The following is a 13,894-nucleotide window of genomic DNA, read 5'->3' as shown; positions in this document are numbered from 1 at the left end:
CTTGTGAGTCGCAACTAAAATGTCAAGCTATGTGACAAAAATTTAAGTTTGGTTTATCAAATTGTGTCAGAATGCCTATGAAATCTAGGGTTACTAGGTATTTTTTGCTAAAACTTTTTAAGGTCAATCCCAAAAAATGCCCTATTTACCTGATCATCAAAACTCCATTAGATGAGATGATCCCTAGATTTGGAATAACTATAGGTTTTTTAGATCCATCTACTTGCTGAAGTACAGGAGAATCGCTATCTATGTTCACTAACGTCAAGTCCGCCATTCGCCATATCAAACCCGATGACCTCAATGGTCGTACGTTAGTGAAGGTGGTCTATGTCGTACTGGAGTCTCAGTATCAGAGTGCTCTATCCGCTGCGGTAAAAACAATCAACGCGAACCACCCCAAAATCGCGATTGAAATCAGCGGCTACCTTGTCGAAGAATTACGGAATCCCGAAAACTACGACGAATTTAAGCAAGACATTGCAGAAGCAAATCTCTTCATTGCTTCCTTGATCTTTATTGAAGACCTAGCTCAGAAAGTCGTTGAAGCAGTCACTCCACACCGCGACAACCTAAATGCGGCGATCGTCTTTCCTTCGATGCCCGAAGTTATGCGTCTGAATAAGATGGGTAGCTTCTCTATGGCGCAACTTGGTCAATCCAAGAGTGCCATCGGCGAATTCATGAAAAAGCGCAAGGCGAAGTCTGGCTCCTCTTTCCAAGATGCCATGCTGAAGCTTCTCCGCACCTTGCCGAAAGTCCTCAAATATTTGCCTGTTGAGAAGGCGCAAGATGCGCGCAACTTTATGTTGTCCTTCCAATATTGGCTCGGTGGTTCTCCCGATAACCTCGAAAACTTCCTGTTGATGATGACCGATAAATACATCCTCGATGGCAAGTTGAACGAAGGTGGTGAAACAGAATACGAAGAACCAGTCGTTTACCCTGACATGGGTATTTGGCATCCCCTTGCCCCCAAGATGTTCGAAAGCTCCACAGAATATCTCCAGTGGTATAACGAGCGCGACGACATTAATGATGATCTCAAAGATCCTTTAGCCCCCTGTATTGGCCTTGTGCTTCAGCGGACTCATCTTGTGACTGGTGATGATGCCCACTATGTGGCAATGCTCCAAGAACTTGAGTATTGTGGCGCACGCGTGATCCCAGTATTTGCCGGTGGTCTAGACTTCTCAAAACCTGTTGATGCGTTTTTCTGGGATGACACCGTTGCTGGTGTTGAAAGATTACCTCTGGTTGACTCTGTTGTTTCCCTCACAGGTTTCGCGCTCGTTGGTGGGCCTGCTCGTCAAGATCACCCAAAAGCAGTTGAATCTCTAAAGAAGTTAAATCGTCCCTACATGGTTTCTCTTCCCCTCGTTTTCCAAACTACGGAAGAATGGGAAGAAAGCGATCTTGGACTACACCCTATTCAAGTTGCGTTACAGATTGCAATTCCTGAGCTGGATGGAGCGATTGAGCCTATCGTGATGTCTGGTCGTGACGGAATGACGGGTCGCGCCATTACCCTCCAAGACCGTGTTGAAGCGATTTCTTCCCGCGCCTTGAAGTGGGCAAACCTCCGCAAAAAGCCCAAACTCCACAAGAAACTCGCAATCACGATCTTTAGTTTCCCACCTGACAAAGGAAATATTGGTACAGCAGCTTACTTAGACGTGTTCGGCTCGATCCACGAGGTGATGAAAGGGATGCGTGACAACGGTTACGATGTCCAAGATATTCCTGAAACGGCAAAAGAACTTCTCGAAGCTGTCATTCATGATGCCGAAGCACAGTATACGTCTCCTGAGCTGAATATTGCGCACCGCATGAGTGTGGAAGAATATGAGCGCCTCACGCCTTATTCTCAACGTCTCGAAGAAAACTGGGGTCCCCCACCAGGAGAACTCAACAGCGACGGTCAAAACCTACTGATCTACGGTAAGCACTTTGGCAATCTCTTTATTGGTGTGCAACCGACTTTCGGTTATGAGGGAGACCCAATGCGTTTGCTCTTCTCTCGTTCTGCGTCACCTCACCACGGTTTTGCCGCCTATTACACCTACATCGAGAGAATTTGGGGTGCTGATGCAGTACTGCACTTCGGTACGCACGGTTCGCTCGAATTTATGCCGGGTAAGCAAATGGGGATGTCTGGGGAATGTTATCCCGACAATCTCATTGGTAATACGCCCAACATTTATTACTACGCTGCGAATAATCCTTCGGAGGCAACGATCGCCAAACGTCGGAGTTATGCAAACACGATTTCCTATTTGACGCCTCCCGCCGAAAATGCAGGTTTATATAAGGGTCTCAAGGAATTGAGCGAATTGATTGCGTCCTACCAAACCCTCAAGGATGGTGGCCGTGGTGTTCAGATTGTAAACACGATCATGGATCAGGCGCGGGTCTGCAACCTCGATAAGGATATAGATATTCCCGATGTCAATGCGGCGGACATGAGCAAAGAGGAGCGCGACAATGTGGTCGGCATCGTCTACTGTAAGCTCATCGAAATTGAATCTCGTCTCCTCCCTTGTGGTCTCCACGTTATTGGTAAGCCTCCTACCGCTGAAGAGGCGATCGCCACATTGGTAAACATTGCAAGCCTTGACCGCGAAGAAGACGAAGGTTTCCTCGGATTGCCTAGCATCATCGCGAATAGCATCGGTCGCAACATGGAGGAGGTTTACCGTAATAGCGACAAAGGGATTCTCGAAGATGTCAATCTTCTCCAAGACATCACCGAAGCTTGCCGTAAAGCAGTTCGTGCTTTGGTTGAGCAACAGATCAATGACGAAGGTCGCGTATCCCTTGTCACACGATTAAACTTCCTTAACCTTGGCAAGAAAACTCCTTGGCTCGAATCACTTCAGGAAGCAGGTTACGGCAATATTGACGACGAAACTCTCAAGCCTCTCTTTGATTATTTAGAGTTCTGCCTTGAGCAAGTCTGCGCCGATAAAGAGCTTGCTGGTCTTCTGAAAGCCCTCGAAGGTGAGTATGTTCTTCCCGGCCCTGGTGGCGACCCTATCCGTAATCCCAACGTTCTGCCCACTGGCAAGAATATTCACGCCCTTGACCCTCAGTCCATTCCAACAATGGCTGCAGTACAGTCAGCAAAAGTTGTCGTTGACCGTTTGATTGAGCGCCAAAAGCTGGATAACGATGGTGCTTATCCCGAAACGATCGCCTGTGTTCTCTGGGGAACTGACAACATCAAAACCTATGGCGAATCCCTTGCACAGATTATGTGGATGGTTGGTGCACGCCCTGTACCCGATGCCCTCGGTCGCGTAAACAAGCTTGAGCTAATTCCTCTCGAAGAATTGGGTCGTCCTCGTATTGACGTTGTTGTGAACTGTTCTGGTGTATTCCGTGACCTCTTCATTAACCAAATGAACCTGCTTGATCAAGCAGTGAAGATGGCTGCGGAAGCTGATGAGCCTCTCGAAATGAACTATGTTCGCAAGCACGCTCAAGAGCAAGCTAAAGAAATGGGTATCAATATCCGTCAGGCTGCGACTCGTATCTTCTCCAATGCTTCTGGTTCCTACTCTTCCAACGTTAACTTGGCGGTAGAGAACAGCTCTTGGGAAGAAGAGAAAGAGCTTCAGGATATGTACCTCAACCGTAAGTCTTTCGCCTTTAACTCCGATAATCCCGGTGTGATGGACGAAAACCGTAAGGTTTTTGAATCATCTCTCAAGACTGCGGATGTTTCCTTCCAGAACCTTGATTCTTCAGAGATTAGTTTGACTGACGTATCTCACTACTTCGACTCTGATCCCACCAAAGTGATTTCTCAATTGCGGGATGATGGCAAAAAGCCAGCTGCATTTATCGCAGATACAACCACTGCGAATGCTCAAGTTCGTACTTTGTCTGAGACAGTACGCCTCGATGCACGCACGAAGCTTCTTAATCCCAAGTGGTATGAAGGCATGCTTTCCCACGGTTATGAAGGTGTACGAGAACTATCCAAGCGTCTCGTAAATACCATGGGTTGGTCTGCTACTGCGGATGCGGTAGATAACTGGGTTTATGAGGATACCAATGACACATTCATCAAGGATGAGGAAATGTGTAAGCGTCTGATGGATTTGAATCCCAACTCCTTCCGCCGCATGGTCACAACGCTCCTCGAAGTGAATGGTCGTGGTTATTGGGAAACTAGCGATGAAAACCTAGAGCGTCTTCAAGAGCTTTATCAAGAAGTAGAAGACCGCATCGAAGGCATCGATAACTAAGCTAAAAATTAAAATTAACGAATAATCAAGGTGGGCTAGTCCCACCTTTTTTCATAGCTCACAGTGTATTGACGATGTAAATATGGTTTGGTTATTTTATAAGTGATGGCTGTCTTCTACACGCTAAACGGCATTACTTTTGTTTGGGATGCCGAAAAAGCACAACTCAATATTCAAAAGCATGAGGGCGTCACTTTCCAGCAAGCAGCAGAAGCTTTCTTTGACCCTTTTTTGATTGTGGTTGATGCAAGCCGTAATGATGAATTTCGTGATGCGGTGATTGGTTTAGATACAAAGTGGAATCTACTCTTTGTGGTTCACATTGAAAGAGAAGACGAGATGATTCAGATTATTTCAGCCAGAAAAGCAACTCGACAGGAGCGTGACCAGTATGAAGTTTCAAGATCTCAAAAAACGATTAGACAAAAATCGTCCGATGACAACAATTACAATGCGGATGCCTGAAGATGTAATTGAGGACTTGAAACGTATTGCACCTTTACTTGGTTTTTCCGGATATCAGCCTTTGATGCGAACTTACATTGGTCAAGGATTACGTAAAGATCTTAAAAGGCTAGAGAATGACTCCCTAAATACATTAATTGAAAGTTTAAAACGACATGGCGTTAGCGAAGAGATTATCAAAATGTCATTAGAAGAAGTTGAGTGATTTTTTAGTTAAAAGATGCCTCAAGATCGCCCTGTACCAAAAATCTATAGACAAAAATATTTAAGTCAGCCTTTAGTTCTCTATCGAGGTAGTGCCGAATTATTTTGTGAAGACCAGCAGTTATTTGGCAAAGTTACATTGGAACTAGGCTGGCATCCTTACCCAAATATAACTATCAAGTTTGTATACAATTATACGCAAGTAAAAACAGGCTTTTTAGATAGTTCTTCCTCTAAATACTCTTTAAAGCTTCAGGATATAACTCCTCAAAAGATTGTTGACTTCCGTTGGTTTAGAGATAAGCCTTTAAGGAATAAACAGAGAGAGTTGTACGGATATCTTCGAGAGCCTTTAATTATCGGCTCTTGTAAAGATTTGACTTCTCTAGTATTTAATATTACTAACTTTTTCTCTTTTAGTATTTTTAATCAGTGGGATACTTTTCCTGATGGTAAAGGAGGGTGGATCGAAGTTCAACGAGAAGGATGGCTAGGTTTTGATGGTCAGTTTACTTTTGACTATCAGAATTGGCATATTGTATTGGGCGATTTGCGTAGTGATTGGGAAATTGAAGAGCACTTGGAGGAAAGAGGAGGATTCTTAATTACACATATTTTCAAGGTTGAACATTTGGATAATACAATCCTCAATTTTCAAGAAGCTCAAAAGATTGTTAAAGCGTTCTGTTACTACTTGTCATTTGTTAGAGGATTATGGATTTCACCTTTGTTATGCTCTGGGTTTGATCAATCTGGAACATGCGTATTTGAAGAATGGAAGACTCCAGAAATTCAAGCTGACTCTTGGTTCTCTTTAGCTAACTGTTGGACAACATCTGATACAACTGAATGTGTATACTATTTTTCCGGCTTTATGGATAAGTGGAATGATCCGCAATGGAATAGTGTTATTCAAGACTCAATTCAGTGGTATATAGAAAGTTCTAAGCATACAAGTGGGAACAACACATGCATTGTTTTAGTACAAGCAGCATTAGAAAAACTTGCATGGACATATCTGAGTACGAATGAATATCTTAGTCCTGATGGTTTTAAAAAACTAACATTTGCTGATAAAACCAAGCTCATGTTAAAGATTCTAAAAATTGAGCTTATTCCATTAGACGAGAATTGGGAAATTACTAAGCTATCCAAAGAAAAGAACTGGCCTGATAGTGTTGAAGCTATTGCTCAAGTGAGAAATTTAATTGTTCACCCGACAGTGAATAAAAAGCAAAGTCAGATAACAATCTCAGAAATCATGATGGCCGAAATTTTTGAAGTAGCTCACTATTACCTATGGCAGTCTCTCTTGAAAATCTTTGGTTTTAGTATCCAATAGAGTATTTTTTCCTATCGATAATCTTCTCGTAATTCTTGCACTGCATCAAAGATTTCATCATATAAAATCCATTGGTTGAACTGAATGAGATCTAGATCTGGCAGCAAAACACTCTTTTCTATTTTTTGATATTTTTCATCATTAAGTCTGTAGAGAGAGAGTTTCTCACTTTGCCAAAACCAGACTTCTGAGACATTTAGGTAACGATAAATCTCTAGTGAATTTAGTCCACCACTGGTAATTACGACTTCAATGGCTAAGTCTGGTGTGTCCTTGCGGGAATTTAGACAATAACATTGATCTGGTTCAATACCTTTTTGTTGAGTTTCTGAGCGAAATGTAGTGGAGCCAAATGGATAAAAACGAATCCGTTTTTCTAGAAAATATGTTTCGAGCAAAATACCGATCGCTTTTTTTATAAATTCATGACGACTACTAGGAGCCATAATTTCTAATTGATTATGGGCATATTTGAAACGAGCTTGATTGGTATCTCCATTAGCTTCCAAAAGGCGGGCATAATCATCCCAAAGAACTTGGTCAACAATGAAGCGTTGTTCTTGATCTATTTCTTTAGTCTGAATCAAGGCCAGCACTTGTTGGAGATAATTTAAGCGATCTAAAACTAATGTCATTTAGAGTTTGTCCTCGCCTAGTTGATACCGCTATCTTAGAGCAGAATTTCTCAGCATTACTATGGGGAAAGTATGAGAGGCGATCGCCATGGCTCAGAAAACAATCAAAGAATTAATCGCTGAGATGTCTTTTCGGACAGTTGAACCGGAAGAGATTGAAGCAGCACGGGAATATGAGCGATCGCAGATTCCAGATGACCTAGAGATTCCGCAAACTGGTCAGATATTTGAAACGGTTCGGGATGTAGAAGTGACGGCAATGATCACTTACTCGGCTCCTGTCACTGGTGGTGAGGAATTTACCTTGCCAGCAGGAACCCAAATAAAAATCCAAGATCAGACCGATGAAAGACCCATCGTCATTGCGGCTGATCCCATTGATTACGAAGGCATAGAACAACAATTTATTCCAGAAGCTGATCGGCTATCGCCCCGCTATTCTGGTTACTTTCTTTATATCGACACCGTAAAATTTGTGGATGGATTTCGACAGATTAAACCATAGGTAATATGCTGCAAAATTCAGGGAAATGGGGTGCGATCGCCAAAATTATCAGACGTTTCTAGGGGCATCTTTTACACTGGAAGGTGTCTCTTCATATTGCTGCATAATTCATGGTTGCTACCGTCAGTCTGGATGCTATCCTCCACAAACATCGCATTCGCCCCGCGATTCAAGCTCTACAAACTGAACTCGTCGAGTGGCGGCGCACATTCCACAAGAAACCAGAATTAGCCTTTCGCGAGAATTTAACCGCAGAATTCATTGCCCAAAAGCTCACAGAGTTAGGCATTGACCATCAGACAGGTATTGCCAAAACAGGGATTGTCGCAGTCATCAAAGGTAAAGATGAGGGAAAAGTTTTAGGGATTCGCGCAGACATGGATGCGCTGCCAATCCAAGAAGAAAATGAAGTGGATTACTGTTCTCAACATGATGGTGTCATGCATGCTTGCGGCCATGACGGACATGTGGCGATCGCCCTCGGTACAGCAAAATATTTGAGCGAAAATCGTGACAGCTTTAACGGCACAGTTAAAATCATTTTCCAGCCAGCCGAAGAAAGTCCCGGTGGTGCAAAACCAATGATCGAAGAAGGGGTGCTTAAAAATCCCGATGTCGATGCAATTATTGGCCTACACATCTGGAATAATTTGCCATTGGGAACGGTTGGCGTTCGTCCCGGCGCATTAATGGCAGCAGCAGAAACCTTTCATGTGCGAGTACAGGGCAAAGGAGGCCACGGCGCACTGCCTCACCAAACCAAAGACGCGATTGTCATTGGCTCGCAAATCGTCACCGCCTTCCAAACCGTCGTTGCCCGCAGTGTAAATCCCATCGATTCTGCGGTGGTAACCGTCGGTGAATTTCACGCAGGGGATGCCCATAATGTCATTGCTGATTTTGCAGAACTAAGTGGAACAGTTCGTTACTTTAATCCCGAATTGCGAGACTTACGCGATCGCCTCGAAGCCATTATTAATGGTGTATGTCACAGCTATGGCGCAACCTATGAGCTGGACTACATTCGGATGTATCCTCCAACAATTAATGATCCGGCGATCGCCGCCCTCGTAAAAACAGTGGCAGAAGAAAGTATCGAAACACCCCTTGGCGTCGCACCAGAATGCCAAACGATGGGTAGCGAAGATATGTCTTATTTCCTTCAGGAAGTGCCCGGCTGTTACTTTTTCCTTGGATCTGCGAATCCGCAGCTCGACCTCGCTTATCCCCATCATCATCCTCGCTTTAACTTCGACGAAAGTGCCCTCGGCATGGGGGTTGAAATGTTTGTACGTTGTGTCGAAAAATTCCTCGCCTAACTGCGACATTCCATTTTCGTTATCTTTATACTTTTCCCATTATTTAGAACATATTGTGAGTGATTCCGAACAAATCAGAATGTTGCTGTCCCATAACTTTGATATTAAATCTGGGGTTGTCACGCCTTTAACTCGAGGCGAATTTGTCGAAGTATTTCAAGCAGGACTAAAAGACTATCCTGATTGCAACTGCCGCCTGATTAGCCACCCTCACTGGTCAGTGGAAATCAAGTTTCCTCAAGGTAAATTCACACCTCAACAAATTGGGGAAGTTTGTGCCAAAGCCATGCACCAAAAACGCCAAGATAGACAAACAGGCGATCGCGATCTACCGGAAATTTTGATTCTCGGCGGCATTAAGCTTTCTCCAGCGACCAGTGAACTTCCCGAAACCTTGCAACCCGGTGAATGGGGTGTAGATGTTGTGGAAACCCAAAGCCGCGATACATTCCTTGAGGCGATCGCCTGGGAAACTGTTACTGCCCAAAAAGCACCCGGCAGCATCTTTAAAGTTGAATTAAAGACCAACCCCTAATCCCAAATTGGAGGCGGATCAGCCAGTCAGAAAAATAGTGAGATGGGGCGATCGCCAAACGGCCAGCCCATCAAAATTTCGACACGAACCTGACTGGCTTACCCTCCCACACCGAACCATCGTGTAAATAAAGATTAATTAAAGACAGCAGCAGACCCTACTAAAAAATTCACAATCAAATACACGAAATAAGGGGATCACACCTACAAGAAATTATATGATTACCATAGTCTCAACTTCTTGTTCTGGGCTCCTTTACCTCAATAAATGGCTTCAGTTTTTCCCTAGTCCAATGGCACTCTCACCATTACTGACGGAGTAATTCCCCTTACTACTGGCTTTAATCCATTTCGTGTCTACCCCGCGGCTCCATTCCCTATGTTTAATAGCTTCTTTGACGGTTTCATTTCATACGGTCGTGCAGATAGCAAGGCCTTCGCAAGCAAACTACAACAGGATCTCAGCGAAGCCGGATTTAACATGTGGTTTGACCAGAACGACATTCCGCTGGGTGTAGACTTTCAAAATCAAATCGACGATGGCATCGAAAAAGCGCACAATTTCCTCTACATTATTGCGCCCCATTCCGTTAATTCACCCTATTGCCTCAAAGAAGTTGTCCTTGCCCTAAAACGAAATAAACCGATTATTCCGTTACTCCATGTCGAGAACATCACCTTTGAAACTTGGCAGCAACGTAACCCTGGTGGCACAGCAGAGGAATGGGAAACCTACAAAGCCGCAGGAAAACATTCCAGCTTTCCGAATATGCATCCCAGCATCGGCAAAATTAACTGGATTTATTTCCGTGAAGGTCTTGACGACTATCAAGAATCTCTCAAAGGCTTAATCGGCCTCATGCACAAGCAAGAAGACTATGTACACCAACATACATTCCTCTTGACGAAGGCATTGGAGTGGGATCGTAATCATCGCCAAACTCGTCTCCTCCTAACTGGGGATGAGCGTAAAGCGGCAAACAAATGGTTAAGCCACCGTTTTAAGGATGAACAGCCACCCTGCGAACCAACAGCATTGCACTGTGAATATATTTGCGAGAGTGAAAAAAATTCCAACAATCAACTAACCGATGTGTTTCTGAGCTATTCGGAACATGATCAGAATGTGATGCAGGTGGTGGCGCGGCGATTGAGACGTGAAGCGCAAACCATATGGACGAATACAACGGATATTAAGACTGGGGCAGATTTCCAGCAGGAGATTAATCACGGTATTGAGCGGGCAGATACGATCGTTTTTCTAATTTCAGAGGATTCTTTAAATTCGATCTATTGTCAGCAAGAACTGGAATATGCAGCGGAACTAAATAAGCGCATTATTTCACTATTGGTTTGTCCGACGGATATTGAAAAGATTCCAGAGAAGTGGCGATCGCTGCAATTTATCGACATTGCCAACACCGAAAACCCAGAGCAATATGAGCAGGGTTTAACTCGTCTGATTAAATCATTACAAGAAGATAGCGTTTACCACTATCAGCACAAAGCGATTTTAGTTCAGGCGCTGAAGTGGAAAGAGCAAGACGGTAACGCCAGTATCTTGTATCGAGGTTTTAACCTCAAAAATGCCCAAAGTTGGGTTACTCTCGCCGCAAAACATCCCCGCTATCCAGCTCTGCCCATTCACCATGAATTTCTAGAGGCGAGTGCGGCCCAGCCCCCCGATCAGTCGCTGGATGTGTTTATTTCCTACTCGCGCGCAGACACTGATTTTGCGCGGAAAGTGAATGAAGCATTGCAGATTCAAGGTAAAACGGCTTGGTTTGACCAAGAGAGTATTGCGTCTGGAGCAGACTTTCAGCAGGAAATTTATAAAGGCATTGAACAATGCGACAATTTCCTATTTATTATTTCGCCCGATGCGATCACCTCAGAATATTGCGTGGATGAGGTGGAGTTTGCAGCGAGTTTAAACAAACGTTTTGTCACTATCCTCCATCGTCCAGTAGCGGAAGAAAAGGTGCATCCAGCCTTTGCAAATATCCAGTGGATTGATTTTAGGCGGCACAATGGTGATTTTAATGCGAACTTTAGCGATCTCATTCGCACACTCGATCTTGACCGCGACCACGTAAAAAGCCACACCAAATGGCTCCAGCGATCGCTTGAATGGAAAGAGAAAGGCAAAACCAAGGACATGCTGCTACGAGGTAGCGAATTTACCCTTGCAGAGGCGTGGTTAAAATCAGCGGAAATAGAGCAAAAAAATCCACCTGCGACAGAGCTGCAACAGGGATTTATCACGAAAAGTAAGGCTGCCATTGAAGCGGCAATTCGTCGGGAAAAACGACAAAAAACGATCCTACAAGGTTTACTTGTTTTAGTGAGTGGTGTTGCGGCGATCGCCGTCATTATTGGTGTTTATGCTCTCAAGCAAAATAAACAACTCAAAATCAGTGAAACCCTTTCCATTACAACAACGACAAAAGCGCTATTTGCCCTGAATGACCAACTCGATGCCCTCAAAAAAGCGATTAGTGCAGGCGTCAAACTTAAAAAATTAGGGGTGGATACCGCCCCCAACGTGACGAAGGAAGTAGAGGAAGTTCTGCGACAATCCGTTTATGGTTCCCGCGCCAAAAATCGTTTTTCTGGTCACCATGCCCCCATCCTCAACGTTGCCTATAGCCCGACGGGGGAATATATCGCCTCTGCCAGCGTCGATAACACCGTTAAACTCTGGACACCAGAGGGTGAGTTATTGCAAACGATTGAAGGCCATAATGACTCCGTTTTGGCGATCGCCTTTAGCCCCGATGGCAAACTCCTCGCCACAGCAGGTGTTGACCGTGTAATCAAACTCTGGACTCTAGACGGCAAACTCGTCACCTCCCTTATTGGACACCTCGACCAGATTAATTCCCTCGAATTTAGCGAAGACAGTAAAACCATCATTTCAGCCAGTAGTGATAAAACCGCCAAACTCTGGCGCGTCAAAGGGGGTGAACGCCTCGTAACCTTTACAGGTCATGTCGATAAGTTAAATACCGCCCACTTCCATCCATCCAAAGATATGGTGGCGACAGGTAGCCAGGATACAACCATTAAACTCTGGAATCTCGAAGGCGATCTCCTCGACACTTTAGAGGGACACACAGACAAAGTGACATCTGTTGCTTTTAGTCCAAACGGTAGCCATCTTGCCTCAGTGAGCAACGATCAGAGCATCAAATTATGGGATCTCCGCACAGGAGAAGCAGAAGACGATGTGAGTAATACGGATGAAGATCACGCTCTCGCCAACAGAACCCCAGTAAATGACGTGAGCGATCTCGACAGTATTGTTAGTCATACTGCCCCCATTAACTCAGTGAAATTTAGTCATGACGGCGATTTTTTAGTGACCGCCAGTGATGACAATACGTTAAAGATTTGGTCTATTGATGGTTATCTTCTCACCACCCTTGCTGGCCATACCGATCGGGTTATCCACCTTGATGTTCATCCTAATGACAAAACGATTATTTCTGGAAGTTTGGATAACACTCTCCTCGTTTGGGAATGGCAGGGTAGTCCTCTTCTGAAAGTGCTTTACGGTCACAGTCAGGCAGTCTCTGGTATTACCTTTAATCAAGATGGTCAACGTATTTATTCCGTTGCCCAAGATGGGCGGTTAAAAGAATGGAGCCTAGAAGGCGAAAATCCAATTTTCTTGAGTTTTGAAGACGAGAGAATGAAAGCGCAACTTGTGTCTCTCGCCGTTAGCCCAGATGGTCAGCAGGTTGTCACAGGCGACGAAGAAGGGAATATGTATATTTGGACATCGGAGGGTAAGCTCGTTTCCACCTACGATGCCCATAATGACGATATTTTGGCGATCGCCTTTAGTCCTGACGGGAAACAATTTGCAACGGCAGGCCGCGATAAAGTGGCAAAAATTTGGGATAGAGGTGGGCGATTTATCACGCCCATCAATGGCCATAGTGACGCCATTACAGATATTACGTTTAGCGATAATGGCACCTTTATTGCGACGAGTAGCTGGGACAACACCGTCCGTGCTTGGAGCAGGGAAGGAAAATTGCTACACACCTTTGATGGCCATGAAGGCTCCGTGCTATCCGTTGCCATTCACCCAGATAGTAGCCTCATTGCCTCTGGTAGTGGCGACAATACTATCAAGATTTGGGATGTGAATAATCTCGAATTGCAGACAACAATTACGGGTCACCACGACTCGGTCTACAGCGTTATCTTTAGTCCCGATGGTGAAACCCTTGTTTCTGGTAGCGGCGATGATCGCATTAAACTCTGGAAACCGGATGGCGAATTTATCACAACCTATCGCGGTCATCGCAGTGATGTCATCGATCTCAATTTCAGTCCTGATGGTAAACAACTAGCTTCCGGTAGTGATGACAATACAGCCATTATTTGGGATGTCACCCAAAAACTCAGCCTAGATGAATTATTAGCTGAAGCCTGTAAATGGGGTTCTGGTTTCTTGAAATACAATGAGCGCTTAACCTCAGAAGATCGTGAACTTTGTGCAAATGTATCGGAGGTGTCTTCGGTAGAAGAATCTAAAAACGACGAGGTCACTCCCAATAATGATGAAGGAGTCTGATGGCTAAAGTAATGCGGCGATCGCCTATGCCACAGTCCCTCTCTCTTTA

9 protein-coding genes are annotated in these 13,894 nt (G+C 44.5%); 8 read left to right on the top strand and 1 reads right to left on the bottom strand.

The window, feature by feature from the left end:
• The first annotated feature begins 251 nt into the window (after window positions 1-251).
• From LEPTO7376_RS00250 to LEPTO7376_RS00235, 4 genes are all read left to right on the top strand, one after another.
• Entirely contained in the window at window positions 252-4,253 is a 4,002-nt protein-coding gene (locus tag LEPTO7376_RS00250; RefSeq protein WP_015132294.1) for a magnesium chelatase subunit H, read from the top strand.
• Between the two features lie 105 nt (window positions 4,254-4,358).
• Window positions 4,359-4,718, top strand: coding sequence for a BrnT family toxin (locus LEPTO7376_RS00245; protein WP_015132293.1), 360 nt, complete (start codon window positions 4,359-4,361; stop codon window positions 4,716-4,718).
• Window positions 4,645-4,923 carry a hypothetical protein gene (locus tag LEPTO7376_RS00240; protein WP_015132292.1) on the top strand — a complete coding sequence of 93 codons (279 nt, stop codon included), beginning with the start codon at window positions 4,645-4,647 and terminating at the stop codon, window positions 4,921-4,923. The genes LEPTO7376_RS00245 and LEPTO7376_RS00240 overlap by 74 nt, the downstream gene beginning before the upstream one ends.
• 15 nt (window positions 4,924-4,938) lie before the next feature.
• Window positions 4,939-6,264, top strand: coding sequence for a hypothetical protein (locus LEPTO7376_RS00235; protein WP_015132291.1), 1,326 nt, complete (start codon window positions 4,939-4,941; stop codon window positions 6,262-6,264).
• Window positions 6,265-6,275: 11 nt separating this feature from the next.
• Here the strand turns inward: LEPTO7376_RS00235 and LEPTO7376_RS00230 are convergent, their stop codons facing one another.
• Window positions 6,276-6,899 carry a Uma2 family endonuclease gene (locus LEPTO7376_RS00230; protein ID WP_015132290.1) on the bottom strand — a complete coding sequence of 208 codons (624 nt, stop codon included), beginning with the start codon at window positions 6,897-6,899 and terminating at the stop codon, window positions 6,276-6,278.
• Window positions 6,900-6,987: 88 nt separating this feature from the next.
• On the opposite strand from LEPTO7376_RS00230, the gene LEPTO7376_RS00225 reads away from it, so the two are divergent.
• The 4 genes from LEPTO7376_RS00225 (at window position 6,988) to LEPTO7376_RS00210 (ending at window position 13,845) form a co-directional block, all read left to right on the top strand.
• Window positions 6,988-7,404: a hypothetical protein gene (locus tag LEPTO7376_RS00225; RefSeq protein ID WP_015132289.1), complete on the top strand. Its 417-nt coding sequence runs from the start codon at window positions 6,988-6,990 to the stop codon at window positions 7,402-7,404.
• A 110-nt stretch (window positions 7,405-7,514) separates the two neighbouring features.
• A complete protein-coding gene (locus LEPTO7376_RS00220) occupies window positions 7,515-8,723 on the top strand; it encodes a M20 family metallopeptidase (RefSeq protein WP_015132288.1) in 1,209 nt (402 codons plus the stop codon).
• A gap of 55 nt (window positions 8,724-8,778) precedes the next feature.
• Window positions 8,779-9,258, top strand: coding sequence for a DUF2656 domain-containing protein (locus tag LEPTO7376_RS00215; protein ID WP_041763038.1), 480 nt, complete (start codon window positions 8,779-8,781; stop codon window positions 9,256-9,258).
• A 378-nt stretch (window positions 9,259-9,636) separates the two neighbouring features.
• Window positions 9,637-13,845: a TIR domain-containing protein gene (locus LEPTO7376_RS00210; RefSeq protein WP_015132286.1), complete on the top strand. Its 4,209-nt coding sequence runs from the start codon at window positions 9,637-9,639 to the stop codon at window positions 13,843-13,845.
• The last annotated feature ends 49 nt before the right edge of the window (window positions 13,846-13,894 follow it).

The sequence above is a fragment of the [Leptolyngbya] sp. PCC 7376 genome (assembly GCF_000316605.1).
Lineage (GTDB): Bacteria > Cyanobacteriota > Cyanobacteriia > Cyanobacteriales > MRBY01 > MRBY01.
This window is presented reverse-complemented; position numbering and strand designations above follow the sequence as displayed.

Excerpts from the sequence above, each read along its gene's own strand:
- LEPTO7376_RS00250 (WP_015132294.1), top strand. The coding sequence starts at position 252 with ATGTTCACTAACGTCAAGTCCGCCATTCGCCATATCAAACCCGATGAC.
- LEPTO7376_RS00245 (WP_015132293.1), top strand. The coding sequence starts at position 4,359 with ATGGCTGTCTTCTACACGCTAAACGGCATTACTTTTGTTTGGGATGCC.
- LEPTO7376_RS00240 (WP_015132292.1), top strand. The coding sequence starts at position 4,645 with ATGAAGTTTCAAGATCTCAAAAAACGATTAGACAAAAATCGTCCGATG.
- LEPTO7376_RS00235 (WP_015132291.1), top strand. The coding sequence starts at position 4,939 with ATGCCTCAAGATCGCCCTGTACCAAAAATCTATAGACAAAAATATTTA.
- LEPTO7376_RS00230 (WP_015132290.1), bottom strand. The coding sequence starts at position 6,899 with ATGACATTAGTTTTAGATCGCTTAAATTATCTCCAACAAGTGCTGGCC.
- LEPTO7376_RS00225 (WP_015132289.1), top strand. The coding sequence starts at position 6,988 with ATGGCTCAGAAAACAATCAAAGAATTAATCGCTGAGATGTCTTTTCGG.
- LEPTO7376_RS00220 (WP_015132288.1), top strand. The coding sequence starts at position 7,515 with ATGGTTGCTACCGTCAGTCTGGATGCTATCCTCCACAAACATCGCATT.
- LEPTO7376_RS00210 (WP_015132286.1), top strand. The coding sequence starts at position 9,637 with ATGTTTAATAGCTTCTTTGACGGTTTCATTTCATACGGTCGTGCAGAT.